Source organism: Quisquiliibacterium transsilvanicum (assembly GCF_014202215.1).
Lineage (GTDB): Bacteria > Pseudomonadota > Gammaproteobacteria > Burkholderiales > Burkholderiaceae_E > Quisquiliibacterium > Quisquiliibacterium transsilvanicum.
On record NZ_JACHGB010000004.1, the window covers coordinates 590748 to 614683 of the forward strand.

The window sequence follows — 23936 nt, forward strand, 5'->3', positions numbered from 1 at the left end:
CGAGAAGTCAGCAGAGGCCGTAGTAGCTGCCGGCACGGGGCGAAGGGCCGAACGAGTGGAAGTGCACGAGGACGTGTCGATGCCGGGGGCCATGCGTCAGATGCCGGAGCGATCCGGGCGGGGCGGGGTAGCGAGCGGTGAAGCCGCGCGCGAAGCGTCCAGCGACGAAGCCCGAGGCCCGCGGCGCGACACCGAAGGCACGGGGTCAGCGCTGCTGGCAGCGGCGCTGACGAGAGAGAACCTGCAGCAGGCGTGGCGGCGGGTGAAGGCCAACAAGGGCTCGGCAGGGGTGGACGGTCTGGACATCGGCCAGACTGCGCTGCACCTGAAGACGTCCTGGCCGGAGATCCGAGAGCGGTTGTTGCGGGGGACGTACCGGCCCAGTCCGGTACGGCGGGTGACGATTCCGAAGCCGGACGGGGGCGAGCGCGAGCTGGGCATCCCGACGGTGACGGACCGGTTGATCCAGCAGGCGCTGCTGCAGGTGCTGCAGCCGCTGCTCGATCCCAGCTTCAGCGAGCACAGCTACGGTTTTCGGCCCGGGCGCCGTGCGCAGGATGCGGTGTTGGCCGCGCAGGCGTATGTGCAGTCGGGACGCAGGATCGTGGTGGACGTGGACTTGGAGAAGTTCTTCGACCGGGTCAATCACGACATCCTGATGGCCCGGCTCGAGAGGCGCATCGCAGACGCAGCGGTGCTGCGGCTGATCCGTGCGTACCTGGATGCCGGGATCATGGGCGATGGCGTGGTGCAGCGGCGGTATCAGGGCACGCCTCAGGGCGGGCCGCTGAGCCCGCTGCTGGCCAACGTGCTGCTCGACGAGGTGGACCGGGAACTGGAGCGGCGGGGCCACTGCTTCGTGCGTTACGCGGACGACTGCAACGTGTACGTGCGCAGTCTGAAGGCGGGCGCGCGCGTGATGGCGCTGCTGCGGCGGCTGTACGCAGGGCTGCGGCTCACGGTCAATGAGGCCAAGAGCGCGGTGGCCAGCGTGTTCGGGCGCAAGTTCCTGGGGTACAGCCTGTGGGTGGCCAGCGGTGGCGAGATCAAGCGCCGCGTGGCCGACAAGCCCATGGCGACGTTCAAGCAGCGGGTGCGCCAACTGACGCGGCGATCGGCGGGCCGAAGCATGGCCGAGGTCGCCGAGCGGTTGCGGCCCTACCTGCTGGGCTGGAAGGCCTACTTCCGGATGGCACAAACGCCGAGACTCTGGCTCGCGCTCGACGAGTGGTTGCGCCACCGCCTGCGGGCGATCCAGCTCAAGCACTGGAAGCGCGGGACGACGATGTATCGCGAGCTGAAGGCGCTCGGTGCGTCCCACGAGGATGCTCACCGGGTTGCGGCCAACTCGCGGCGCTGGTGGCGCAACAGCGCCGGACGCCTGAACCGGGTGATGCCGATCGCGTATTTCGATCGGCTCGGCGTTCCCCGACTCTCATGACCTCAACCACTCGAACCGCCCGGTGCGGACCCGCATGCCGGGTGGTGTGGGAGGGGCGGCCGGGGTAACCTGGCCCCCCTATCCCGATCAGCCCGCCACCCTGGCGCTCACCGGGCCGCACCCGACCAGTACTCCGCCCGGCCGTAGGTCTCCTTGAGGAAGTCGATGAACATCCTCACGCGCAGCGGCAGATGCCTGCGCTGCGGGAACAGGGCGCAGATCGCGTTGTCGGGCGCCGCGTAGCCGTCGAGCACGGTCGTCAGCCTGCCCGCTTCCAGGTCCTCGCGCACCTCCCACATCGAACGCCAGGCCAGGCCCATCCCGGCCAGTGCCCATTCGTGGAGCACCGCGCCGTCGTTGCACTCCATGTTCCCCGACACGCGCAAGGCCAGCGGGCGCCCGTCCACCGTGAACAGCCAGCCGCGCGACTGGTTTCCGTAGGTTCCGAAGGTGAGGCAGTCGTGCCGGGCCAGGTCGGCCGGCGTCTGCGGTGTGCCGCGTCGCCTCAGGTAGTCCGGGCTTGCCACCACCACGCGGTGGTTGGCCGCCAGCGGGACGCTGACCAGGCTGGAGTCGTCGAGCAGGCCGATCCGGATCGCCAGGTCGAAGCCCTCGTTGACGATGTCGGTGAGGCGGTCGCTGAGGTCGAGCGAGATCGAGACCTCGCGGTTCTGCGCCAGGAAGCGCGGCACCAGCGGCGCGACGTGGCGCCGTCCGAAGCCGGCGGGCGCGGTCACCCGCATGTGCCCGCTGGCCTTGACTCCGCCGAGCGAGACCGACGCCTCGGCATTGTGGAAGTCGTTCAGGATGCGCTGGCAGTCCTCGAGGAAGGCGCTGCCCTCGAAGGTGAGCGTGATGCGGCGGGTGGTGCGGACCAGCAGCTTGACGCCCAGGCGGGCTTCGAGCGCATCGATGCGCCTGCCGATCACCGCCGGGGCCACGCCTTCGGCCAGCCCGGCGGCCGACAGGCTGCCGCGCATCGCGACGGCGGCGAAGGTCTCGATCTGCTTGAAGCGGTCCATGAAAGCTCCGTGTGCAGCCGAGATTGTCACGCACGGCGTGCGAACGCGTGGCAACATCCTGAGCCATGAGCGAACAGCAAGCCCCCGCCACGGAAGCTCCGGCGTCGCCAGGCGGCGCAGCGCTGCCGCCGTCCATCGGGGTGCGCAATACGTCGCTGGTGCTGCTCGCCGTGCTCGCCAGCGTGACGATGCTGCGGCTGGGCAGTCCGGTGTTCATTCCGGTGCTGCTCGGCCTGCTGTTCAGCTACGCGCTGTCGCCGGTCACCGCCAGGCTGGAGCGCCTGCGGATTCCGCGGGCGCTGGCCGCGGCGCTGGTCATTCTTGGGTTGATCGGCGGGGTCTCGGCGCTGGTCTGGTCGCTGGAGGACGACGCGGTCGACCTGGTCGAGGCGCTGCCGGACTCGGCCAGCAAGTTGCGCGAGGTGCTCCGGCCGCAGCCTGGCGCGCCCCAGGGCTCGATCGAGAAGGTCCAGAAGGCTGCCGAGCAGCTCGAGCAGGCGGCCGAAGAGACCGGGGGCGCCCAGTCGACGGTGCGCAGGGGCGTGACCCGGGTCCAGATCGAAAAGCCGCGCTTCAACGTCAAGGATTACCTCTGGCCCGGCACCCTCGGCCTGCTCGGCATGATCGGCCAGACGGTGATGATCTGCTTCATCACCTACTTCCTGCTTGCGGGCGGCAGCGAATTCCGCCGCAAGCTGGTGCGCATCGCCGGCCCCACTTTTGCACGCCGCAAGATCACGGTGAAGGTGCTCGACGAGATCGCCGCGCAGATCCAGCGCTACCTGCTGGTGCAGATCTACACCAGCGCTGCAGTGGGCCTGGCGACCTGGCTGGTCTTCTGGTGGATCGGCCTCGAACAGGCGGCGGTCTGGGGAGTGATGGCTGCGGTCGTCAACCTGGTGCCCTACGTCGGCGCGATCGCGCTGACCGGCGGCGCAACGCTGGCCGGCTTCGTGCAGTTCGGCAGCGTTGAGATGGCGCTGGTGGTGGGCGGTGCGGCGCTGGTGATCCAGAGCATCGAGGGTTACGTGCTGACACCCTGGCTCACCAGCCGAACGAGCCGGATGAGCCCGGTCGTGATTTTCGTCAGCGTGCTCGCCTGGGGCTGGCTGTGGGGCATCCCCGGCATGCTGCTGGCGATCCCTATCATGATGGGACTGAAGGCCGTCTGCGATCACATCGAGGACCTGCGGCCGATCAGCGAACTGCTCGGCGATTGAAGCAGGCTCGATCGCAGGCGCTCGGTCGCGCGTGTTCAGTCGAAGCTGACCACGCACTCCATCGCCGGGCCTCCGGCGGGCGTGCGGGTCCAGAACGCCAGCCGCCCGCTTTCTGGTGCCGCGGCGCAGACGGACACCGGCGTGCCGCTGAACAGCGAGGCGCGGGCGCGGAACTCCATGCGCCGGACGGTGCGCCCGGGATGCCACTTCCTGAAGGTCTCTGCGATCAGCAGCGCCTGCAGCGGCCCGTGGACGACCAGTCCCGGATAGCCGCCGACTTCGGTGGCATAGGGCAGGTCGTAGTGGATGCGGTGGGTGTTGAAGGTGAGCGCCGAGAATCGGAAGAGGGTGGCCTCGTCCATCGGCCAGTCCAGCTGCCGGTCAGCGACTGGCGCGGCCGCCGCGGCCGGCGTGGCACCGGTCGACGGTCCGAGGAAGACCGCGCGCGTGCGCTCGACGATCGCGGTGCGGCCCTGCTGCTCGTAGCGGTGCTCGTGGGTGAGGAAGACCATCGGCCCGCGCGAGCCGGTCTTCGCGCTCATGTCGGCGATGCGCGATACCTTGCGCGCCGGCTGGCCGAGCGCCAGCGGCGCGACGAACTCGATCTCCGATCCCGCCCACATGATCTGTTCCAGCGGAATCGGCGGCAACAGCGCGCGGCTGCGCGGCGAGCCGTCCTCGCCGAGGCCATCGGTCGGCGTGCGGTCGAGGAAGTGCAGCCACTGCCAGAGGGGCGGCAGCGTCGCGGGAGGGCGGTCGCCCTCGCCGAGGTTCAGCGTGGCGGCAAGGCACAGGGCCGGGATGGGGCTGAGCGTCTCCTCTGAGGAGTCGCTGCGTTCCAGCCAGGGACGGAGGGCGTCGAGGTCGATCTGGGTGTCCATGGCGTCCGATGCTACACCGCCATGTAACGGCCGGGACGGTGGTTGATCGCAAGTGTGACGTTCAGCACGAGCGCTCCCACCAGCGAGACCGCGACGATGGCCGGCGGCACCACGGTCAGCGACAGCAGCAGGATCGCGGCGTCGAGTCCGAGCTGGACCCAGCCGGCGCGCCAGCCGAAGCGCTCCTGCAGGAAGAGCACAAGCACGTTGAAGCCCCCCAGGCTGCCGCGGTGGCGGAACAGGATCAGCAGGCCGATGCCGACGAGCAGGCCGCCCGCCAGCGCCGCGTACGCCGGCTGGATCCGCTCGAGGACCAGCAGCGGTCGCTGCACCTCGGTCACGACCGAGAGCAGCGCCACCGCGGCGGCCGTCTTGGCGGTGAAGCGCCAGCCCATCCGCAGCAGCGCGAGCGCGAGAAAAGGCAGGTTCACCAAGGCGAAGCTCGCGCCGAAGGCCAGGCCGGTGCCATAGGACAGCAGCAGCGCGAGGCCCGCGGTGCCGCCGGTCATCAGTCCCGCGCGCTCGAAGAATGCGATGCCCAGTCCGGCGAGGATCGCTGCGGACAGGAAGGCGAGCGTGTCCTCGAGTCGCGTGTGGCGCAGCGTCTGCGGCGCTGCTGCCGCTTGCGGGGTCTGTGCGGCCATGGCTCAGGTTAACCTGCGGCTCTTGGGCGCGTCGATTCAATGCATCGGTCGGAGGGTTTTGGAGCATGCGCAGGGTGAACGCAGAAGATCGCGCGGTCCGCGCTCGCCATCGGTCGTGAGCGCCCCCACGGAGGCCTGGTCGGGCCGGATCGGTTTCATCCTGGCCACCGTCGGATCCGCGGTCGGGATTGGCAGCATCTGGAAATTCCCCTACGAGGTTGGGGCCAACGGCGGAGGAGTCTTCCTGCTGTTCTACCTGGCGGGGCTGGCGCTGGTCGTCGTGCCGCTGATGCTCGCGGAGTTCGCGCTCGGGCGGGCGGGCCGCGGGGATGCGGTGTCGAGCATCGCTGCGCTTGCCCGGGAGGCCGGGTCCGCACGGTGCTGGGCCTGGGCGGGCGGGCTCGGCGTGCTCACAGGTTTCCTGATCCTGAGCTTCTACTCGGTGATCGGCGGCTGGACGATCGGCTATGCCGCGGACACGTTCGCCCGCGGCCTGCCGGGGACCGATCCGCAGGCGGTGCGCGAGCGTTTCGGGGCCTTCCTCGCCTCGCCGTGGCGGCTGGCCGGCTGGCATGCGCTGTTCATGGGGCTGACCGCGTTCATCGTTGCGCGCGGCGTCTCGCGCGGCATCGAGACTGCGGTCAAGGTGCTGATGCCGCTGCTGGTGGTCCTGATGGTGCTGCTGGCCGGGTACGCGGCCGTCGAGGGCGACCTTCGCGCGACGCTCTCCTTCATGCTGCGCATCGATCCCGCGTTCCTGACCGCCGCAACCGCGCTCGACGCGCTGGGTCTTGGCTTTTTCTCGATCGGGGTGGGGCTTGGCCTGATGATCACCTACGCCGCATACAGCGGCGCCCGGATCAGCCTGCGCGAAGTGGCGTTCGCGTCGGTGATCGCCGACACCCTCATCTCCTTCCTGGCAGGTTTCGCAGTCTTCCCGATCGTGTTCGCCCACGGGCTCGACCCGGCGAGCGGGCCGGGGCTGGTCTTCGTCACGTTGCCGCTGGCCTTCGCGCGGATGCCCTTCGGCGCCCTCGCCGCGCAGGCGTTCTTCGTGCTGCTGTTCGTCGCCGCGCTCGCGTCGGCGATCTCGCTGCTCGAGCTCGTCGTGGCCTGGCTGGTGCGGGCCACGGGCTGGAGCCGTGCGCGCAGCGCGGCGCTGGCCGGCGCGGCCTGCTTCGTCGCGGGGCTTGCCAGCGTGCTCTCGTTCAACGCATGGTCGGGGTGGCATCCGCTGGCCGGCGTCGCCGGCTTCGAGACCGCCACCTTCTTCGATCTGCTGGACTGGGTGACGTCCAACCTGATGCTGCCGGTGGGCGGGCTCGCCATCGCGCTGTTCGCCGGCTGGGCGGCCCCGGCGGGGCTCATGGCGAGGACCCTGGGCATGGGGGCCAGCGGCGCCGGCGCGCTGCGCTTCGTTCTTCGCTGGGTCGCCCCGTTCGGGATCGCGGCGGTGGCGCTGGCGACGCTGCTGGCCGGGCGCTGAGCCTGCGGGCGTTGACGGCCCGGGCGCGGCGGCATCCAGATTCCGGTACTCGGGTCCGGATCAGCGCGGCCCATCCACTTGCCAGGACCGGCAATTGTGTCCGACCCTGAGCGGGCAAAGACAACAGCGAAGAACGCACAGGAGGGGACGGAATGAGGATTCGCGAGATCGCGACGGGCTTGCAGTTTCCCGAGGGACCGGTGGCCATGGGAGACGGGTCGGTGCTGCTGGTGGAGATCGCCCGGGGCACGCTGACCCGCGTCACGCCGGACGGGCGGGTGCAGGTGGTGGCCGAACTGGGCGGAGGCCCGAACGGCGCCGCGATCGGCCCCGATGGCGCGGTCTACGTGTGCAACAACGGCGGATTCCGCTGGGCCAGGGAGGCCTCGGGGATGATGCGCCCGGTCGCCCAGGCCGACGACTACGACGGCGGGCGCGTCGAACGCGTCGACCTGGCCACCGGCCGCGCGGAACGCGTCCTGGAGTCGGTCGCGGGGCACCGGCTGCGCGGACCGAACGACCTGGTCTTCGACGCCGGGGGCGGCATGTATTTCACCGACCTCGGCAAGGGGCGCGAGGACGACATGGACCGCGGCGCGGTCTACTTTGCGCGCGCGGACGGCAGCGCTGCAGCCGCGGTCTCGCGGCCGCTGATGACCCCGAACGGGATCGCGCTCTCGCCGGACGGCAAGACGCTGTACTACGCGGAGACCGAGGGCGCCCGGCTGTGGGCCTTCGACCTCACCGGCCCCGGCACGATCGATCGCCAGCCCTGGCCCTCGCCCAATGGCGGGCGGATGATCGCTGCCGCGCCGGGCGGTCACTACCAGCGCTTCGACTCGATGGCTGTCGACGCCTTCGGCAACGTCTGCGTCGCCACCCTGCTGCACGGCGGAATCACGGTGATCTCGCCCGACGGAAGCCTCGCGAGCCACGTGCCCCTGCCCGATCCCTACACGACCAACCTGTGCTTCGGCGGGCCCGACCTGCGGACGGTCTTCGTGACGCTGTCGGGCACCGGCAGGCTGATCGCGATCGACGACTGGCCGGTGCCGGGGCTGGCGCTCAACTTCAACGCCTGAAACGGGCAGGACGGAGCAGACCATGTCGACCGGGCCGGCCCATCCCTTCGCCGAACTCATCGGCCTGCACTTCCGGGAGGGCGGGCATGCGCCCGGCCGCAGCGAGTGCTACATCGATGTCGTGCCGGCGCACCTCAACCCGCACGGCGTGGTCCACGGCGGGGTGCTGTTCTCGATGGCGGATACGGGCATGGGCAAGGCCCTGTACCCCTCTCTCGCCGAGGGCGAACTGTGCGCCACCATCGAGATCCGCATCGCGTATCACCGCGCCGTCTCCGAAGGGAGGATCGTCTGCGACACGCGGGTGGTGAGCCGCGGCAGGCGCGTCGCGCACCTCGAGTCCGACCTGATGGTGGGCGACGCGCTGGTCGCCCGGGCGGTCGGCAGCTACTCGATCTTCGCGCCCACCCGGCGCTGAAGCAGCAGCGCGAAGGCAGCCCCGGTCGCCAGCACGCCGGCGCCGGCGGCGGCGAACACCGGGACGAAGCCGGCGCCCAGCACCAGCTCCGCGGCCAGGGTGACGCCGGCCGACTGGCCGATGAACAGGCACATCGCGAACAGCGCCACGCCGGTGCCGCGCACCGTCGGCGCCATCTGCGTGGCATGGGTCTGCAGGGTGTTGTGCAGCATGTGGTAGCCCAGTCCGAGCAGGATGCAGGCCACTGCGCCGGTGCGGGGCGCGGCGGCCAGCAGCGCGAAGCCGGACGCCATCAGCGCGCCGCCGCTCAGCGCGAGTCCGGCTTCGCCGAGGCGGGCAAGCAGCCGCGCGGCATTCGCCGTGTAGGCCAGGCCGCCGATCCCGAAGGCCGCCACGGTGGCGCCGGCCAGCCAGACCGGCATGCCGGTGCGCTCGTGCAGCGAGGTCGGCACGAAGGCGAGCGCGCCGAAAGCGAGCAGGCCTTCGACCGCGACCAGCGCCAGGATCACGCGGGCCCAGCCGCTGCGCAGCACGATGCCGTACCGCGCCAGGGCGCCCGGCGCATGCGCGTGGGCCTGCGCGGCCGACCCTGGCGCGGCATCCGCCTGGGCGGCATCTCCTGCGCGGACCACGGCGCGCAGCTTCCAGCCCGAGACCGCGAAGATCGCCGCCAGGAGCACGAAGGCCGCGCGCCAGCCCACGGTGTCCGCGAGCAGGCCGCCCATCGCCTGGCCGAGGATGGCGCCGAGGATCGTGCCGTTGAGGAACTTGGCGAGCGAGGCCTGCCGCTGGCCGTAGGGGACGGTGTCGCCCACCCAGGCCATCGACAGGGGAATGATCGCTGCGGCGATTGCGCCGGTCAGCAGCCGCGCCAGCTCGAGCGCGGCCAGTCCCGGCGCGAGCGCGCACAAAAGCGACGCAAGAGCGGCAGCCAGCGCCGCCCCCGCGATGTAGCGGGCCTTGCCGATGCGATCGCCGAGCGGCCCGTGCGCGAGCTGCGAGATGCCGTAGCCGATCGCGTAGAGCGTGACCACCCCGGAGGCGCCGGCCGCGGCAACGCCGAAGTCGCCGGCGAGCGCCGGCAGCATCGGGTCGCAGATGCGCATCGAGGCCATGCTTGCGAACGAGGCCGCCGCGAGCCAGAACAGCGTGTCGCCAGCGCGGGTCACTGCGGCTCGGCTTCGCCAAGCAGGAAGTGGCCGCGCGTCAGCGCGATCGGCTCGGCCGGCGACGTCTGCCAGCACCAGACCTGCACCAGGGCGACGCGGCTGCCCACACGGACGATTTCGCAGCGCGCGAAGGTCTCTCGCGGCCGCCCGGAGCGCAGGTAGTCGATCGAGAAGTCGATCGCCTTCGGCAGCCGCGGCTCCGGCAGGGCTTCGATCAGGCCGAGGATCGCGGCAGTCTGCGCAAAGGCTGCGATCACGCCGCCGTGCAGCGCGGGCAGCACCGGATTGCCGACCAGCTTTTCGGCGAAGGGCAGGCGGTACAGGCGCGTGCCGTCCTGCGTGCGGGAGGCGTTCATTCCCAGGTAATCGATGTAGGGGACCTGCCGGCCGAGCGCGATCGGCTCGCTGGCGGCGGGCGGTTGCCAGACGAGACCCTTGCCGTCGGGGGCGGGGCGCCCCGAGTCGGCCTCGGGAAGCGCGGCGGCGGAAGCTGAAGTCGAGGCCGGGGCCCCCGCTCCGGCGGCCCCGGCAGGCGTCCCCCCTCCCGCTGAGCGCCTGTTGCTGGTGCCGCGCATGAAGGTCGCCAGTGCAGTGGCGATCGGGGCATCGTCGCCGGCCTGCCGGAGCGTGGCGCGCGTGAACGCGATGTTCCGCGTGAGGCGGAAGCACTCCGCGGTGCAGCTCACGTCACGGTCGGGGCCGGCCGGGCGCAGCAGATCCATGCGCAGGTCGAGGGTGGCGTAGGGCTGGACGCGGTCGAGCGTGACGCCGACGGCCGCGCCGCAGGCCGAGTCGGCGAGCACGGTGAGCGGTCCCGGATGCAGCAGGCCGCGCTGCGGATCCCCGAGCCAGTCCTTGCGGGCGGGCAGCACCAGGGTGACCTTGCCGGCCTCCATCGGTCCGAGGCGGATGCCCGTCTCGTTCATGTGCGGGATCGACCTGAAGAAGCGGTTCGCGAAGTGGTCGGCGGGCGAGGATTGGTTCGACATTGTTGCCTCGATGGAAAGTGAAGCGGTCTGGCGGGCGCGCAGGCCGCGCCGGCCGGTGGGGGCCGGTGGGGGCCGGCCTGCCGGCGCGCGCTCAGCCGCCAGGCAGCCTGATGAGGCCGCGCAGCTTGCGTAGCGCTTCGAGGTCGCCGGTCTTCTCGAACGGGATCGTGAACGGGGAGTCGCCCCAGTTCGCCGAGCCCTTCAGGCGGTACTCCAGGCGGCCGCTGCCCTGGCTGCGCGCCTTCGACACCAGGTCGAGCAGGCCGGAGATGGGCATCGTGAAGGCGATCGGCACCTGGCGCGTGCCGCGGCCGGGCAGCGTCAGCCGCGGATCGCGGGCGGCGCCGGAAGCGAAGGGCAGCCCGAACAGATCGAGCTCGAAGCGCAGGTTCGACAGGGGCACCTCCATCTCGTTCGGATTGTCCGCGATCACCGTGAGCAGGAATTCGATCTCGTCCAGGCCCACGCGAGGCACCGACAGTCCGGAAAAGGAGAGCTTGGGCGCCTGCAGTCCGAGCGGGGGCAGGGCGGAGCAGGCCGGCAGGGCTGCCAGGGCAGCGAGCGCGCCGGCAGCCGCGAGCAGGCGGCGGCGAGGTGTGTTCGTCATGGAGGCTCCTTGCGGGAAACGGCCGCGCCCGGACGGGCCGCGGGTGCGAGGGGGCAGGTTCGGTGAAACCGGCTCGTCGGCTTCCGGGGACTACAGCCGCGCGAGCCGTGAGAGCGCGAGCTTCAGGGTCTCGTCCTTCTTGGCGAAGCAGAAGCGCACCAGTCCGCGGTCCACCTGATGCTCGGAGAAGGCCGACACGGGGATCGCCGCAACGCCGATCTCGGTGGTCAGCCAGCGTGCGAAGTCGGCCTCGCCGAGCGCGGAGACGCGGGAGTAGTCGACCACCTGGAAGTAGGTGCCTTCGCAGGGCAGCAGGCCAAAGCGCGTGCCGGCGAGGCCCTGCCGGAACAGGTCGCGCTTGCGCTGGTAGAAGCCGGCCAGCCCGAGGTAAGGGGCCGGGTCCTGCAGGTAGTCGGCCAGGCCGTGCTGGACGGGCGTGTTCACGGTGAACACGTTGAACTGGTGGACCTTGCGAAACTCCGCGGTCAGCGCCGCGGGCGCGGCGCAGTGGGCGACCTTCCAGCCGGTCACATGGAAGGTCTTGCCGAATGAGGACACCACGAAGCTGCGCGCGGCCAGCCCCGGGTAGCTGCTGGCGGAGCAGTGGGGCTCGCCGTCGAAGACCATGTGCTCGTAGACCTCGTCTGAGATCACGAACAGGTCCGACTCCACCGCAATGGCCTCGAGCGCGCGCATGTCGGCATCGCGCAGGATGGTGCCGCTGGGGTTGTGCGGCGAGTTGACCATGATGGCGCGAGTGCGCGGCGTCACCGCCGCGCGCACCGCGCTCCAGTCCACCCTGAACTCCGGGGTCATCGGCACGGTCACCGCGTGGCCGCCGGCAAGCTCGATGTTGGGGATGTAGCTGTCGTACACCGGCTCGAGCACGATCACCTCGTCGCCCGGACGGACGATCGCCAGCACCGCGGTGAAGATCGCCTGGGTCGCGCCGGCGGTCACCGTGATCTCGGTGGCCGGATCGTAGGCGGCGCGGTACAGCCGGCCGATCTTGGCGGCGATCGCCTCGCGCAGCGGCGCGGCGCCGGCCATCGGCGGATACTGGTTCAGCCCGGCGCGCATCGCCGAGACTACCGAGTCGATGAGCCTGGGGTCGCAGTCGAAGTCGGGGAAGCCCTGGCCGAGGTTCACCGCCTTGCATTCGGCGGCGAGCGCCGACATCACTGTGAAGATCGTGGTGCCGACTTTCGGCAGCCGGGACTCGAGGGCGGGCGGGTCGGTGCGCATCGGCGCAGATTATAGGCCCGGCCCTTCCCGGAATCCCCCGGGCGGCACGATCTCAAGCCCGGACCGGCGCCGCGCCTGGCGCGCAAGCGCGAGAAGCGCGCGGTCCTTGGTGAGCAGCCAGCGCGCGCCCTCCGTGATCGCCAGGTCGATGAAGCACTGGTCGTCCGGGTCGCGGCAGAGCAGGCCGCAGGCCGGCGGCGCCGGGCGCATCGCCACCAGGGCGTCGAATTCCGCGAGCGCGGCCAGCGGTGCAGGGAGGTTTGCAAGCCCGCGCCGGCGCCGCGCAGCCTCGGCCTGCAGGCGCACCGCTTCGCGGCCGAGGACATCGGCCAGTTCGTCCCTGCCGCGGGCCAGCCCGAGCAGGCGCAGCTGTCCGGACGCCACCGCGGCGCGCACCGGCGCGATGACCGGATCGGCGAACACCAGCCAGTCCAGCCACACATTGGTGTCCAGCACCGCGGCAGGGACGTTCATGCCATCATCGCGCTGGCTCGCCGGACCGCTCCGGGCCTGCTCCATCGTTCCGTACGCATCCCCTGACTCCATGCTGATCGTCCTCTCCCCCGCCAAGACCCTGGATTTCGACACCCCTCCCGCCACGCAACGCTACACGCAGCCGGATTTCCTCGCCGACTCGCGGCTGCTGGTCGACCGCCTCGTCGCGCTCGATGGCCCTCGGCTGGCCAGCCTGATGAAGATCAGCGACGCGCTCGCCGAGCTCAACGTCGCCCGATTCGCATCCTGGGCGCCGCCGTTCTCGCCGGCCAACGCGAAGCAGGCGGTGCTCGCCTTCAACGGCGACGTCTACGATGGGCTCGATGCCGCTTCCCTGGACGAAGAGGCGCTGGCCTGGGCCCAGGGCCGACTGAGGATCCTGTCGGGCCTCTACGGCGTGCTGCGTCCGCTCGACCTGATGCAGCCCTACCGGCTGGAGATGGGAACCCGTCTCGAGAACGACCGGGGGCGCGACCTCTACGCCTTCTGGGGCGACCGGATCGCGCAGGCCCTGGCGGCCGAGCTGGACGGCGGGGTGCGGCCGGTGCTGGTGAACCTCGCCTCGGAGGAGTATTTCAAGGCGGTGCGTCCGAAGGCGCTCGGGCATCCGGTGGTGCAGCCCGTGTTCCAGGAGCGCAAGGGCGCGGCGTGGAAGGTGGTGAGCTTCCGGGCCAAGCGCGCCCGCGGAGCGATGGCGCGCTATGCGATCGAGCGCAGGATCGAGGACCCGGAAGGGCTCAAGCGCTTCGAAGTGGACGGCTATGCTTTCGCGCCGGAGGCCTCGGACGCATCGACCTGGATCTTCAGGCGCGCGGCCTGAGCCGGCGCGGCCGCCGCAGCGTGAGCCGCGGCGGCCCGGGGCGGGCCGGGCCGAAACGGGCCCGCCGCGAAAGCTCAACGGCTCGGGAACACCTCGACGCGACGGGCCTCGCGGTCGTCGGCTCCGCCTTCGACTTCCTGGGGACGGACCAGGATGAGGCGGCTGGCCGGAGCCCCGGCCTCGACGAGCATCGTGCGGGTGGCCAGCGCGCGGTTCTTGGCGAGCTCGCGGTTGGCAGCGGGATCGCCGGTCTTGTCGTGGAAGCCGGAGATGCCGAGCCGGCCTTCCGGGGAATCCTTCAGGAAGGCGACCAGGGCGCCCGCCTGGGCGGCGGCATCGGCCGGCAACGCGGCGCTGCCCACTTCGAAGTGGAACCGGACCGTTTCGGGGACGCCCTCGCCGGTGGCCAGGGGAGGCGGCTGGTCGACTTCGACGAGCGCGACCGGGGGCTGCTCCGCAGTTGCGCCCGCAGACGCGCCAGCGATGCTCGCCACCGGGCCGGCGCTGCCGCCGGAGAAGGCCGCCATGAAGGCGGAGATCAGGGCGACCGCGATCGCGAGAGCCGCGGCAAAGCCCACGATCCAGGCGACCAGGGTGTTCGATTCGTTCTGTTGTGCGTCGTCCATGGGGAATCCGGCGAAGGTTGTAATCGCAGCGCGCCGTTATCTGGCGCCGAACCCTAGATTATAGCCGTGCCCTGTGTCAGATGATCGTGGGCTCCGGCTCGATCATCACGCCGAAGCGCTCCGCAACCGATTCGCGGATCCGCCCGGCGAGCGCAAGCAGCTGCGCGCCGGTGGCGTTGCCATGGTTGACCAGCACCAGCGCGTGCGATGAATGGACGCCCGCGTCGCCCTCGCGCCGGCCCTTCCAGCCGCAACGGTCGATCATCCAGGCGGCGGACAGCTTCGTGGCCTGCCCGGCAGGCCAGGAGGGCAGGCCGGGATGGCGCGCCAGCAGCTCCTGCGCCTGCTCGCGGCCGATCACCGGATTCTTGAAGAAGCTGCCCGCGTTGCCCAGCACCGCCGGATCGGGGAGCTTGCGGCGCCGGATCGCCCGCACGGCCGAGGCCACGTCAGCCGGAGTGGCCGACCCGATGCCCTGTCGTTCGAGCTCCTCGCGCAGGTCGCCGTAGTCCAGCTTCGGCGCCCAGTCGTCCGGCAGGCGGAAACGGACGCGCGCGATCAGCCAGCGCCGGCCGTCGCCCTTCTTGAAGCAGCTGTCGCGATAGCCGAAAGCGCATTCACCCGGCGTAAAGCTGCGCTGCTGCGTGCCGTCCAGGTCGAGCGCGTCGAGGCCGGCGAAGCATTCGCGCATCTCGACCCCGTAGGCGCCGATGTTCTGGATCGGGCTGGCGCCGACGCTGCCGGGAATCAGCGAGAGGTTTTCCAGTCCGCCCAGCCCCTGTGCGATCGTCCAGCGGACCAGCCCGTCCCAGGACTCGCCAGCCTCGGCCTCGACCAGGCTTGTTCCGCCGCTGCGCTCGATGACGCGCAGCCCTCGGGTGCGCAGCAGCAGCACCGTGCCGGCGAAGTCGCGCGTGAAGAGCAGGTTGCTGCCGCCGCCGAGCACCAGACGCTCAGGCGCGGCGGCCAGCATCGCAACCGCCTCCGGCAAATCGCCGGGGTCGGTCACCTCGACCAGCCGGGCCGCGCGCTGGTCCACGCCGAAGGTGTTCAGTTGCCTGAGGCTGGCGTTCTCGGTGAAGGTAAGCGGCATCGGGTAAGCGGCATCGGCGGATGTGTGTCGGCGCCCCGGCGGGCGCGATCGCTTCCTGCGCAGCTTGTCAGCTGGGCCGGTAGGCCAGCCGGACGTAGATGGGCGCGAAGGACTCGGCCTGGGTGATCTCGACCAGGCACTCGCGCGCGAGCTCCAGCAGCGCCACGAAAGTGACCACCGCCACGGCGACGCCACCGGCAAGATCGAAGAGTTCCTGGAATTCGGCGAAGCGCCGGTGCTGCAGCGTGCGCAGCACCACGGTCATGTACTCGCGAACCGACAGCTCCTCCCGGCTGATCCGGTGGTGCTGGGTGAGCCGGGCGCGGCGCAGCACGTCCGCCCAGGCTGCGCGCAGGTCATCGACGCTGACCGAGGGGAAGCGCACCACGGCTTCATGGTCGATGAAGACCTGCGCGCCGTGGAAGTCGCGCCCGATCAGGGGCGCCTCGTCCAGCCCCTGCGCGGCGAGCTTGATCCGTTCGTACTCGACCAGCCGCCTGGCCAGCTCCGCGCGCGGATCGTCGACCTCCTCGCCAGTGTCGGCCTTGCGCACCGGCAGCAGCATCCGCGACTTGATGTCGATGAGCAGCGCGGCCATCAGCAGGTACTCGCCAGCGAGTTCCAGGTTGTGGTCGCGGATCTGCTCGACGTACACGAGGTACTGCCGGGTGACCTCCGCCATCGGAATGTCGAGGATGTCGAAGTTCTGCTTGCGGATCAGGTACAGAAGCAGGTCGAGCGGGCCCTCGAAGGTGTCGAGGAAGATCTCCAGGGCATCCGGCGGGATGTAGAGATCTTTTGGCAGCTTGAGGACCGGCTCGCCGTACAGGCGCGCGAAGACCTTCAGGTCGAGCTGCGGTTCGTCGACCTCCGCCAGCACGGCCGCGCCCTCATCGAGATCCGGCGCCGCGGCGGGCGCCTGGGCCCGCGGCGGATGCAGGCTCAGCTCCTGGTCTGGTAGACGTAGGGCTGTTGGGGGACGCGCGATGCCTTGTCGCGCTGCTGCGCTTCCAGATCCTGGGGGCGGTCCCACCAGATGGCGCGCCCCTTGCGCTGCTCGGCCTCGAGCTGCGGGCGCTCGCCCTTGAGCTCGCGCAGGAATCGGGTAATGTCTGATTCGTACATGGGTTTCGGCTCCTGCCGCATTCTAAGGCATCGCCGGTCCCGGGGGCGGCGACGATGAAGGAAGAAGACATGGGATGGCGCATGCGTCTGTGCGGTGGACTGGTGGCGCTCGCCTCGCTGGGTGCCTGCGACTACTTCGCCCAGAAGGAACTCAAGCCCGGAGTCTCCACGGTCGACGATGTGCGCCGGATGATGGGCAAGCCCGAGATGATCTGGGAGGAAGAGGACGGCAGCCAGGTGCTGGAGTTCGTCCGCGGCCCGGAAGGGACCGAAACCTACATGGTCGAGATCGATGCCGAGGGGCGCTATCTCGGCATGAAGAACGTGCTTGTGCAGGAAAATTTCGATCGGATCCGTCCCGGGATGCTCAGGGACGAGGTGCGACGCATGCTCGGCAAGCCCACCGAGACTGCGCGTTTCCCGCTCAAGCGCGAGGAGGTGCTGAGCTGGCGCTTCAGCTCCGAGTACAACCGGCCCGACATGTTCAACGTGCACTTCGATCCGGACGGCCGCGTGGTCACGACCAGCGTGACTGCGGCCAAGGACGGTTCCGAAGTGGGACGCTGACGCTCAGGAGATCTTCATCCCCGGCGCGGCGCCCGCCTGCGGATCGAGCAGGTAGAGGCCGTCGCCGCGCGCGGGGTCGTCCCAGGAGGCCGCCAGCACCATGCCCTCCGAGAGCCCGAACTTCATCTTGCGCGGCGCCAGGTTGGCCACCATCACCGTGAGGCGGCCGACCAGTTGCTCCGGCGAGTAGGCCGAGCGGATTCCGGAGAACACCGTCCGCGGCTCGGGCTCGCCGCAGTCGAGCGTCAGCCTGAGCAGCTTGGTCGAGCCCTCCACCGTCTCTGCGGCGACGATGCGCGCGACCCGGAGATCCAGCTTCGCGAAATCGTCGATGCCGATCGTGGCGGGCGCCTCGGCCTTGCCCGCGGGCGCGCTGGCGCCCTTGCCGCCGCCGGGATGCCGGCTCGGCGCCGCGGCCGGCTGCGCCGCCGCCGGCGGCTCGAAGAGCGCGTCGATCTGTTTCGGGTCGATCCGCGTCATCAGGTGCTCGTAGCGGCCGATGCGCGTCGGCGGCGTGCCGGCGTCGCTCCAGGCCAGCGCGCCGGTGCCCAGGAAGCCTTCGGCGCGGGCTGCGAGCGCCGGCAGGATGGGCTTGAGCCAGACGGTGAGCGCCTGGAAACCCGCGATGCAGATGGAACAGACCTGCTGCAGCCGGGCGTGCGAGGCAGGGTCCTTGGCGAGCTCCCAGGGCTTCTCGGCGTCGAAGTGCTGGTTGATCCGGTCCGCGTACTCCATCGCCAGGCGGAGCCCCTTGCCGTACTCACGCCCCTCGATGCAGGCGGCGATCTCCTGCGTGAGCCGCGCCGTCTCGAGCGACTGCCATGCCGGCAGCGCGCTCACGTCGCACAGCGCACCATCGAACAGCCGCGACAGGAAGCTCGACGCCCGGCTGGCGATGTTCACGTACTTGCCGACCAGGTCGCTGTTGACCCGGGCCATGAAGTCGTCCGGGTTGAAGTCGACGTCCTCAACCCGCGCGTTCAGCTTGGCGGCGATGTAGTAGCGCAGCCACTCGGGATTCATGCCGATCTCGAGATAGCGCAGCGGCGAGATGCCGGTGCCGCGCGACTTGCTCATCTTCTCGCCGCTGACCGTGATGAAGCCGTGGACGAAGACGTTGTCGGGCGCCTTGCGGCCCGAGAAGTGCAGCGTGGCCGGCCAGAACAGCGTGTGGAAGTAGATGATGTCCTTGCCGATGAAGTGGTACTGCTCCACGGCGGGATCGCTGACGAACTCCTCGTAGGTCTGCGCGGTCTGCGCCGCCGCCTGGCCCTTGTCGAAGTGGTTCTTGAGGCTGGCGAGGTAGCCGATCGGCGCGTCCAGCCAGACATAGAAGTACTTGCCTGGCGCATCCGGGATCGGGATGCCGAAGTAGGGCGACTCACGGGAAATGTCCCAGTCGCCCAGCCCCTGGTCGCCGTCGAGCCACTCGCGCGCCTTGTTCGCCACCTCCGGCTGCAGCCGGCCGTCCTGGGTCCAGCCGCGCAGGTACTCGACGCAGCGCGGGTCCGAGAGCCTGAAGAAGAAGTGTTCGGACTCGCGCATCACCGGCGTGGCGCCGGACAGCGTGGAGAAGGGGTTCTTCAGGTCGGTGGGCGCGTAGACCGCCCCGCAGACCTCGCAGGAATCGCCGTACTGGTCCTTCGCGCCGCACTTGGGGCACTCGCCCTTGATGTAGCGGTCCGGCAGGAACATGCCCTTCACCGGGTCGAAGAACTGCTCGATGGTCCGCGCGGCGATGAGGTCGTTCGCCTTGAGCTTGCGGTAGATGTCCTGGGACAGCTCCGTGTTCTCCGGCGAGTGCGTCGAGTGCCAGTTGTCGAACGAGATGTGGAAGCCGTTCAGGTATTGCGGCCGCTCGGCGGCGATCCGGCCCACCAGTTCTTCGGGCGTGATGCCTTCCGCCTCGGCCTTCAGCATGATCGGCGCGCCATGCGCGTCGTCTGCGCCGACGAAATGCACCTCGTGGCCGCGCATCCGCTGGAAGCGCACCCAGACGTCCGCCTGGATGTATTCCATGATGTGGCCGATGTGGAACGAGCCGTTGGCGTAGGGCAGGGCGGTGGTGACGAATAGGCGGCGCTTGCTCATGCAGGGCCCGATCGGGTCGAAGAGGGTTCGAGGGGAGAAGGCGCGCAGGAACACGGCGCGCAACCGGTGGATTCTAGCAAACGGACCTGGGGCCTCCCCGGGCTGACCTGGAACGCGCGCGACCTTCACCAGGGTCAAGGTTCGGGGCCCGGCGCAGGGCTAGCCTTCGCTGTTCCTTTCCAGCGGAGAAGCCCGACCGATGCGCACGCTTCGAAGACCCGACCTCGTCTGCCCCGCCGGCAGCCTCACCGCGCTGAAGGCGGCCGTCGACAACGGCGCCGACGCCGTTTACTGCGGCTTCCGCGACTCGACCAATGCCCGCAACTTCGCCGGCCTGAACTTCGACCGACAGGCGCTCGACGAGGGGCTGAGATACGCGCATGCGCGCGGCGCCGAGGTGCTGGTGGCGATCAACACCTATGCGCAGGCAGGCCGGCTGGAGGAATGGCATTCCGCGATCGACGCGGCCGCCGAGCTCGGCGTCGACGCGCTGATCGTGGCCGACCTCGGCCTGCTGGCCTGGGCCAGCGCGCGCCATCCACGCTTGCGCCTGCACCTGTCGGTGCAGGGTTCGGCCACCAACCACGAGGCGATCGAGTTCTGCCGCCGCGAGTTCGGCGTGCGCAGGGCGGTGCTGCCCCGGGTGCTGACGCTGGCGCAGGTGGAGCACCTGATCGAGCGCACCGAGGTGGAGATCGAGGTGTTCGGGTTCGGCTCGCTGTGCGTGATGAACGAGGGGCGCTGCTGGCTTTCCTCGCACGCCACCGGCGAGTCGCCGAACACGCACGGCGTGTGCTCGCCGGCGCCCCACGTGCGCTGGCAGGACACCCCGGAGGGCATGGAGGCCAGGCTCAACGGCATCCTGATCGACCGCTATGCGCCGGACGAGAAGGCCGGCTATCCGACCCTGTGCAAGGGGCGCTTCGAGGTCGGCGGGCGCACCGACTACGCGCTGGAGGAGCCCACCAGCCTGAACGTGCTGCCCATCCTGGGGGACCTGGTCCGCATGGGGGTCGCGGCGATTAAGGTGGAGGGGCGCCAGCGCAGCCCGGTGTACGTCGCCCAGGTGACGCGCTCGATGCGCGCCGCGCTCGACGCTGCCTGCTCCGATGCGCGCTACCAGGTGCGGCCGCAGTGGCAGGCCGAGCTGGCGAAACTTTCCGAGGGTCAGCAGGTGACCCTCGGTGCCTACAGCAAGCCGTGGAGGTGAGCCTGGTGAAGATCTCGATCGGACCATTGCTGTACTACTGGGCGCGCCAGGAGGTGCTCGATTTCTACGCCGGCATCGCGCAGTCGCCCGCGGAGATCGTCTGCCTGGGCGAGGTGGTGTGCGAGCGGCGCCACCAGCTGCGTCCCGGCGACTGGCTCGGGCTTGCCCGCGACCTGCGCGACAGCGGCAAGGAGGTGGTGCTGTCCAGCCACGTGCTGCTGGAGGGCGAGGGCGACCTGCGGCGGCTGCGCCAGCTGGTCGAGCAGGGGGACTTCCCCATCGAGGCCAACGACCTCGGCGCCGTGGCGCTGGCCGCGCGGCGCGTGCCCTTCGTCGTGGGCACGCACCTGAACGTCTACAACGAGGCGTCGCTCGCGTACTTCGCCGGTCTCGGCGCAATCCGCTGGGTGCCCCCGCTGGAGTCGTCCGGCGACCGCATCGCTGCGCTGCACGCGGGGCGCCCCGAGGGCATGCAGACCGAGGTCTTCGTCTACGGACGCATGCCGCTGGCGATCTCCGCGCGCTGCTTCACCGCCAGGCACTACGGCCTGCCCAAGGACGACTGCCAGTACAAGTGCCTGGACCATCCCGACGGGCTCGACCTGGCGACGCGCGATGGCCGCTCCTTCCTGGCCATCAACGGCGTGCAGACCCAGTCCTCCCAGCGCTACCTGCTGCTGGACGAGATGCCAGCGCTGCAGTCCATCGGAATCGACGTGGTGCGCATCAGTCCGCAGTCACGGCACACGCTGGACGTGGTGGCCGCCTTCGACGCCGCGCGGCGCGGCGCCTCGCCGGCGGCCGATCCCGCCTGGAGCCCGGAGGGCTTCTGCAACGGTTACTGGCATGGCGCGGCAGGGATCGAGCTCAAGGAGGTCGAGGCATGATTGCGGTTCCGGAGTTCTCGCTGCCGGCGCCGTTCCGCGCGCTCGGCAGCCGCCTGCCCCAATGGCCGCACTCGCTCGCGCTGGCCACCGCGCTGAACGCGGCCAACCGGCGCGAGGTGTTCGGCGCCGCGGAGCGCGACGCGCTCAACGGCCGGGTCGTGCGGATCCGCGTGCTCGATGCGGGCATCTGCGCCAGCATCGTGTTCCGCGGCGGCCGCTTCCGCCCGGCCTCGTCCTCCGAGGGGCCGGCGCTGGCCTTCGCCGCCAATGCCTCCGCCTACCTGCAGATGCTCGTCCGCCAGGAGGATCCGGACACCCTGTTCTTCCATCGGCGGCTGCTGATCGAGGGCGACACCGAGCTCGGTCTGCTGGTGAAGAACCTGCTGGACCGGGTCGAGCTTCCTGCCTGGCTCAGGGATCGGCTGCAGCCGCAAGGCTGATCTCGCGGCCGCCGGCGCGGGTGCTTCCTGCGCACGTCGCAGGGCGCCGCTGCTGGGCCGCCGGCCCAATGCCCACGTTCCGATCGTGCCCATGGCCACCGGATTCAGGGCCCGTCCCGGGGACGGGCTAAACTGACCCGGTCATCGGCCCGCGCGCCTGCGGGCCAGTCGAACCTTTCTCCGGAGCCATCCGCAATGCCGTTTTCCGAAGCCGACGTCCAGTCCGCATTGAGCGAGATCGTCGATCCCAACACCGGCAAGGACCTGGTCGCCGGCAAGTCCGTCCGGCGCGTGCGCGTCGACGGCGTGGCCGTCAGCGTCGAGGTCGAGCTGGGCTATCCGGCCCGCAGCCAGGTCGCCCCGATCCGGGCGATGGTCACCGATCGGCTGCGCGCGCTTCCAGGTGTGGGCGAGGTCACTGTCAACGTCTACCAGAAGATCGTCGCGCACGCGGTCCAGCGCGGCGTGAAGCTGCTGCCGAACGTCAAGAACATCATCGCAGTCGCCTCGGGCAAGGGCGGGGTGGGCAAGAGCACCACTGCCGCCAACCTCGCGCTCGCCCTGGCCGCCGAAGGCGCCAGCGTCGGCATGCTCGATGCCGACATCTACGGCCCCTCGCAGCCCACGATGCTGGGCATCACGGGCAAGCCGGTCAGCAAGGACAACACCACCATCGAACCGATGGAGGGGCACGGCATCCAGGCCGCCTCGATCGGCTTCATGATCGACCTGGACACGCCGATGGTCTGGCGCGGGCCGATGGTCACGCAGGCGCTCGAGCAGATGCTGCGCCAGACCAACTGGCGCGACCTCGACTACCTGGTGATCGACATGCCGCCGGGCACCGGCGACATCCACCTGACGCTGTCACAGAAGGTGCCGGTGACCGGCGCCGTGATCGTGACCACGCCGCAGGACATCGCGCTGCTGGACGCCCGCAAGGGCCTGAAGATGTTCGAGAAGGTGGGCATCCCCATCCTGGGCATCGTCGAGAACATGGCGATGCACGTGTGCTCCAACTGCGGCCACGTCGAGCACATCTTCGGCCAGGGCGGCGGCGAGAAGATGGCGCAGCAGTACGGAGTCGACTACCTCGGCGGCCTGCCGCTCGACATCCGGATCCGCGAGCAGGCGGATTCCGGCTGTCCCACGGTGGTGGCCGATCCGGACGGTCCGATCGCCGAGACCTACCGGCAGATCGCGCGCGCCGTCGCGGTGCGCATCGCCGAGCGCGGCAAGGACATGACTTCGAAGTTCCCGTCGATCGTCGTGCAGAACACCTGACCGGGGCGGCGCCTATTTCAGGCGCCTGTCCGCGGCGCGGGCATCACGTGGATCGCTTCGGGCATCAGCGACAGCCCCACGGTGGTGCCGATGCCGATTCCGCGTCGGGACAGCACCTTCTTCTGCGCCGACAGCGTCAGCCGCTCGCCGTTGCCGACCCGCACATGCACCGTGACGGTGGCGCCGATCGGCACCACGCGTTCGACGACGGCTTCCAGCACGTTCCCTCGGCCGCTCGTATCGCCCTCGAACAGCCGCACGTCGTCGCCGGCGATGCAGAAGGCCGCCGGACCGGGCGTCACCTGTGCCGTGACCGCGAGCTCGATCCCCTTCCAGTCCAGCCAGCCGCGCGACGCGCCATCGCTGAACGCCTGCGCCGGGAACACGTTGCGATGTCCCATCAGGCGCGCCACGTCCGGCTCGGCCGGGCGCCGGTATACGGCCTCAGGCTCGCCGGACTGCAGCGTGCTGCCCCGGTGCAACACCACCATCGAGTCCGCGAGCAGTTGCGCCTCGGGGATCGAATGGGTGACCAGCACCGTGGGGATCCGCAGCTGCGAGCGCAGCTCGGCCAGTTCCTCGTACAGGCGTTCGCGGGTCATCTGGTCCACCGCCGAGAACGGTTCGTCCAGCAGCAGCACCTCGGGCCGGCGCACCAGCGCGCGCGCCAGCCCCACCCGCTGCTGCTGGCCGCCCGACAGCTGGTCCGGCCGGCGCGACTCCAGGCCGGCGATGTGCACGGCGGCCAGCGCGCCGCGTGCGGCCTGGGCGCGCTGTTCTCGGCTGCCGTCGGCGGCGGCCATCACGTTGCCGAGCACGCTCATGTGCGGGAACAGCGCATAGCTCTGGAACACGAAGCCGACCCGGCGCCGGTGTGCGGGCAGGTCGATGCCCGCCGCGCTGTCCAGCCAGCGGTGCTCGCCGACCCGCACCGTGCCGCTGGCGCCGCGCAGCAGGCCCGCGATCGTCTTGAGCAGGGTGGACTTGCCCGCGCCCGAGGGACCCACCACCGCCAGCAGTTCGCCGGGCGCGCAGCGCAGCGACGCCCGCAAGGGGATCGGGAAGACCTGCGTGAGTGAGACGTCGAGCATCGC

General features: G+C 70.3%; 25 protein-coding genes. 11 read left to right on the forward strand and 14 right to left on the reverse strand.

Translation table 11 applies throughout. The features are described from left to right. Nucleotides 1-73: 73 nt before the first annotated feature. Complete coding sequence (ltrA, locus tag HNQ70_RS12185; protein WP_183968034.1) at nt 74-1441, forward strand: group II intron reverse transcriptase/maturase; 1368 nt, start codon at nt 74-76, stop codon at nt 1439-1441. 107 nt (nt 1442-1548) lie between these two features. Here the strand turns inward: ltrA and HNQ70_RS12190 are convergent, their stop codons facing one another. Further along, the gene (locus HNQ70_RS12190; RefSeq protein ID WP_183967849.1) at nt 1549-2463 is read right to left on the reverse strand and encodes a LysR family transcriptional regulator; all 915 of its coding nucleotides are present in this window, start codon (nt 2461-2463) and stop codon (nt 1549-1551) included. Nucleotides 2464-2528: 65 nt separating this feature from the next. Between HNQ70_RS12190 and HNQ70_RS12195 the strand changes: the two genes are divergently transcribed. Continuing rightward, nucleotides 2529-3683, forward strand: coding sequence for an AI-2E family transporter (locus HNQ70_RS12195; protein WP_183967851.1), 1155 nt, complete (start codon nt 2529-2531; stop codon nt 3681-3683). A gap of 35 nt (nt 3684-3718) precedes the next feature. On the opposite strand, the gene HNQ70_RS12200 is transcribed toward HNQ70_RS12195, so the two are convergent. Then, nucleotides 3719-4564 (reverse strand): HTD2 family dehydratase, encoded by an 846-nt coding sequence (locus HNQ70_RS12200; protein ID WP_183967853.1) that lies wholly within the window; start codon nt 4562-4564, stop codon nt 3719-3721. A gap of 11 nt (nt 4565-4575) precedes the next feature. Then, complete coding sequence (locus tag HNQ70_RS12205) at nt 4576-5208, reverse strand: DUF6198 family protein (RefSeq protein ID WP_183967855.1); 633 nt, start codon at nt 5206-5208, stop codon at nt 4576-4578. Nucleotides 5209-5323: 115 nt separating this feature from the next. Between HNQ70_RS12205 and HNQ70_RS12210 the strand changes: the two genes are divergently transcribed. The 3 genes from HNQ70_RS12210 to HNQ70_RS12220 all read left to right on the forward strand — a co-directional run bounded on the left by HNQ70_RS12210 (nt 5324) and on the right by HNQ70_RS12220 (nt 8194). Continuing rightward, nucleotides 5324-6694 carry a sodium-dependent transporter gene (locus HNQ70_RS12210; protein ID WP_183967857.1) on the forward strand — a complete coding sequence of 457 codons (1371 nt, stop codon included), beginning with the start codon at nt 5324-5326 and terminating at the stop codon, nt 6692-6694. Between the two features lie 152 nt (nt 6695-6846). Continuing rightward, the gene (locus HNQ70_RS12215; protein ID WP_183967859.1) at nt 6847-7776 is read left to right on the forward strand and encodes an SMP-30/gluconolactonase/LRE family protein; all 930 of its coding nucleotides are present in this window, start codon (nt 6847-6849) and stop codon (nt 7774-7776) included. Between the two features lie 22 nt (nt 7777-7798). Continuing rightward, nucleotides 7799-8194, forward strand: a complete 396-nt coding sequence (locus tag HNQ70_RS12220; RefSeq protein ID WP_183967861.1) for a PaaI family thioesterase — start codon at nt 7799-7801, stop codon at nt 8192-8194. Here HNQ70_RS12220 and HNQ70_RS12225 read toward each other — a convergent pair. From HNQ70_RS12225 to HNQ70_RS12245, 5 genes are all read right to left on the reverse strand, one after another. Then, complete coding sequence (locus HNQ70_RS12225; RefSeq protein ID WP_343060762.1) at nt 8164-9363, reverse strand: MFS transporter; 1200 nt, start codon at nt 9361-9363, stop codon at nt 8164-8166. The genes HNQ70_RS12220 and HNQ70_RS12225 overlap by 31 nt on opposite strands. Then, nucleotides 9360-10352, reverse strand: a complete 993-nt coding sequence (locus HNQ70_RS12230) for a PaaI family thioesterase (RefSeq protein WP_183967863.1) — start codon at nt 10350-10352, stop codon at nt 9360-9362. Before HNQ70_RS12230 ends, HNQ70_RS12225 begins: the two co-directional genes overlap by 4 nt. A gap of 91 nt (nt 10353-10443) precedes the next feature. After that, complete coding sequence (locus HNQ70_RS12235) at nt 10444-10959, reverse strand: LEA/WHy family protein (RefSeq protein WP_183967865.1); 516 nt, start codon at nt 10957-10959, stop codon at nt 10444-10446. A 90-nt stretch (nt 10960-11049) separates the two neighbouring features. Next, the gene (locus HNQ70_RS12240; RefSeq protein WP_183967867.1) at nt 11050-12204 is read right to left on the reverse strand and encodes a pyridoxal phosphate-dependent aminotransferase; all 1155 of its coding nucleotides are present in this window, start codon (nt 12202-12204) and stop codon (nt 11050-11052) included. Nucleotides 12205-12213: 9 nt separating this feature from the next. Next, on the reverse strand, nt 12214-12678 hold the full coding sequence (locus HNQ70_RS12245) for a PIN domain-containing protein (RefSeq protein ID WP_183967869.1): 465 nt from the start codon (nt 12676-12678) through the stop codon (nt 12214-12216). Nucleotides 12679-12748: 70 nt separating this feature from the next. Here HNQ70_RS12245 and yaaA point away from each other — a divergent pair, with 70 nt between their 5' ends. Beyond that, on the forward strand, nt 12749-13519 hold the full coding sequence (yaaA, locus tag HNQ70_RS12250; protein WP_183967871.1) for a peroxide stress protein YaaA: 771 nt from the start codon (nt 12749-12751) through the stop codon (nt 13517-13519). A gap of 74 nt (nt 13520-13593) precedes the next feature. Here the strand turns inward: yaaA and HNQ70_RS12255 are convergent, their stop codons facing one another. From HNQ70_RS12255 to HNQ70_RS12270, 4 genes are all read right to left on the reverse strand, one after another. Further along, nucleotides 13594-14145: an OmpA family protein gene (locus HNQ70_RS12255; protein ID WP_183967873.1), complete on the reverse strand. Its 552-nt coding sequence runs from the start codon at nt 14143-14145 to the stop codon at nt 13594-13596. Nucleotides 14146-14221: 76 nt separating this feature from the next. Then, nucleotides 14222-15238 carry a UDP-N-acetylmuramate dehydrogenase gene (gene murB, locus HNQ70_RS12260; protein WP_183967880.1) on the reverse strand — a complete coding sequence of 339 codons (1017 nt, stop codon included), beginning with the start codon at nt 15236-15238 and terminating at the stop codon, nt 14222-14224. 67 nt (nt 15239-15305) lie between these two features. Beyond that, the gene (locus tag HNQ70_RS12265; protein WP_425504359.1) at nt 15306-16118 is read right to left on the reverse strand and encodes a segregation and condensation protein A; all 813 of its coding nucleotides are present in this window, start codon (nt 16116-16118) and stop codon (nt 15306-15308) included. Between the two features lie 62 nt (nt 16119-16180). Beyond that, nucleotides 16181-16363, reverse strand: coding sequence for a DUF3460 family protein (locus tag HNQ70_RS12270; RefSeq protein ID WP_183967882.1), 183 nt, complete (start codon nt 16361-16363; stop codon nt 16181-16183). A gap of 69 nt (nt 16364-16432) precedes the next feature. Here HNQ70_RS12270 and bamE point away from each other — a divergent pair, with 69 nt between their 5' ends. After that, complete coding sequence (bamE, locus tag HNQ70_RS12275; RefSeq protein WP_183967884.1) at nt 16433-16930, forward strand: outer membrane protein assembly factor BamE domain-containing protein; 498 nt, start codon at nt 16433-16435, stop codon at nt 16928-16930. Between the two features lie 3 nt (nt 16931-16933). On the opposite strand, the gene metG is transcribed toward bamE, so the two are convergent. Next, on the reverse strand, nt 16934-19021 hold the full coding sequence (metG, locus tag HNQ70_RS12280; RefSeq protein WP_183967891.1) for a methionine--tRNA ligase: 2088 nt from the start codon (nt 19019-19021) through the stop codon (nt 16934-16936). 199 nt (nt 19022-19220) lie between these two features. Here metG and ubiU point away from each other — a divergent pair, with 199 nt between their 5' ends. The 4 genes from ubiU (at nt 19221) to apbC (ending at nt 22842) form a co-directional block, all read left to right on the forward strand. Then, entirely contained in the window at nt 19221-20231 is a 1011-nt protein-coding gene (gene ubiU / locus HNQ70_RS12285; protein WP_183967893.1) for a ubiquinone anaerobic biosynthesis protein UbiU, read from the forward strand. Nucleotides 20232-20236: 5 nt separating this feature from the next. Further along, nucleotides 20237-21118: a U32 family peptidase gene (locus tag HNQ70_RS12290; RefSeq protein ID WP_183967895.1), complete on the forward strand. Its 882-nt coding sequence runs from the start codon at nt 20237-20239 to the stop codon at nt 21116-21118. Continuing rightward, nucleotides 21115-21558 carry a ubiquinone anaerobic biosynthesis accessory factor UbiT gene (gene ubiT / locus HNQ70_RS12295; RefSeq protein WP_183967897.1) on the forward strand — a complete coding sequence of 148 codons (444 nt, stop codon included), beginning with the start codon at nt 21115-21117 and terminating at the stop codon, nt 21556-21558. The genes HNQ70_RS12290 and ubiT overlap by 4 nt, the downstream gene beginning before the upstream one ends. A gap of 195 nt (nt 21559-21753) precedes the next feature. After that, nucleotides 21754-22842 (forward strand): iron-sulfur cluster carrier protein ApbC, encoded by a 1089-nt coding sequence (gene apbC, locus HNQ70_RS12300; protein ID WP_183967899.1) that lies wholly within the window; start codon nt 21754-21756, stop codon nt 22840-22842. Nucleotides 22843-22859: 17 nt separating this feature from the next. On the opposite strand, the gene HNQ70_RS12305 is transcribed toward apbC, so the two are convergent. Beyond that, the gene (locus HNQ70_RS12305; RefSeq protein ID WP_183967901.1) at nt 22860-23933 is read right to left on the reverse strand and encodes an ABC transporter ATP-binding protein; all 1074 of its coding nucleotides are present in this window, start codon (nt 23931-23933) and stop codon (nt 22860-22862) included. Between the last annotated feature and the right edge of the window lie 3 nt (nt 23934-23936).

What these genes read in the sequence shown, in the direction of transcription:
- HNQ70_RS12190 (WP_183967849.1), bottom strand. Translation starts at nt 2,463, where the DNA reads ATGGACCGCTTCAAGCAGATCGAGACCTTCGCCGCCGTCGCGATGCGC.
- HNQ70_RS12195 (WP_183967851.1), top strand. Translation starts at nt 2,529, where the DNA reads ATGAGCGAACAGCAAGCCCCCGCCACGGAAGCTCCGGCGTCGCCAGGC.
- HNQ70_RS12200 (WP_183967853.1), bottom strand. Translation starts at nt 4,564, where the DNA reads ATGGACACCCAGATCGACCTCGACGCCCTCCGTCCCTGGCTGGAACGC.
- HNQ70_RS12205 (WP_183967855.1), bottom strand. Translation starts at nt 5,208, where the DNA reads ATGGCCGCACAGACCCCGCAAGCGGCAGCAGCGCCGCAGACGCTGCGC.
- HNQ70_RS12215 (WP_183967859.1), top strand. Translation starts at nt 6,847, where the DNA reads ATGAGGATTCGCGAGATCGCGACGGGCTTGCAGTTTCCCGAGGGACCG.
- HNQ70_RS12220 (WP_183967861.1), top strand. Translation starts at nt 7,799, where the DNA reads ATGTCGACCGGGCCGGCCCATCCCTTCGCCGAACTCATCGGCCTGCAC.
- HNQ70_RS12230 (WP_183967863.1), bottom strand. Translation starts at nt 10,352, where the DNA reads ATGTCGAACCAATCCTCGCCCGCCGACCACTTCGCGAACCGCTTCTTC.
- HNQ70_RS12235 (WP_183967865.1), bottom strand. Translation starts at nt 10,959, where the DNA reads ATGACGAACACACCTCGCCGCCGCCTGCTCGCGGCTGCCGGCGCGCTC.
- HNQ70_RS12240 (WP_183967867.1), bottom strand. Translation starts at nt 12,204, where the DNA reads ATGCGCACCGACCCGCCCGCCCTCGAGTCCCGGCTGCCGAAAGTCGGC.
- HNQ70_RS12245 (WP_183967869.1), bottom strand. Translation starts at nt 12,678, where the DNA reads ATGAACGTCCCTGCCGCGGTGCTGGACACCAATGTGTGGCTGGACTGG.
- yaaA (WP_183967871.1), top strand. Translation starts at nt 12,749, where the DNA reads ATGCTGATCGTCCTCTCCCCCGCCAAGACCCTGGATTTCGACACCCCT.
- HNQ70_RS12255 (WP_183967873.1), bottom strand. Translation starts at nt 14,145, where the DNA reads ATGGACGACGCACAACAGAACGAATCGAACACCCTGGTCGCCTGGATC.
- murB (WP_183967880.1), bottom strand. Translation starts at nt 15,238, where the DNA reads ATGCCGCTTACCTTCACCGAGAACGCCAGCCTCAGGCAACTGAACACC.
- HNQ70_RS12270 (WP_183967882.1), bottom strand. Translation starts at nt 16,363, where the DNA reads ATGTACGAATCAGACATTACCCGATTCCTGCGCGAGCTCAAGGGCGAG.
- bamE (WP_183967884.1), top strand. Translation starts at nt 16,433, where the DNA reads ATGGGATGGCGCATGCGTCTGTGCGGTGGACTGGTGGCGCTCGCCTCG.
- metG (WP_183967891.1), bottom strand. Translation starts at nt 19,021, where the DNA reads ATGAGCAAGCGCCGCCTATTCGTCACCACCGCCCTGCCCTACGCCAAC.
- ubiU (WP_183967893.1), top strand. Translation starts at nt 19,221, where the DNA reads ATGCGCACGCTTCGAAGACCCGACCTCGTCTGCCCCGCCGGCAGCCTC.
- ubiT (WP_183967897.1), top strand. Translation starts at nt 21,115, where the DNA reads ATGATTGCGGTTCCGGAGTTCTCGCTGCCGGCGCCGTTCCGCGCGCTC.
- apbC (WP_183967899.1), top strand. Translation starts at nt 21,754, where the DNA reads ATGCCGTTTTCCGAAGCCGACGTCCAGTCCGCATTGAGCGAGATCGTC.
- HNQ70_RS12305 (WP_183967901.1), bottom strand. Translation starts at nt 23,933, where the DNA reads ATGCTCGACGTCTCACTCACGCAGGTCTTCCCGATCCCCTTGCGGGCG.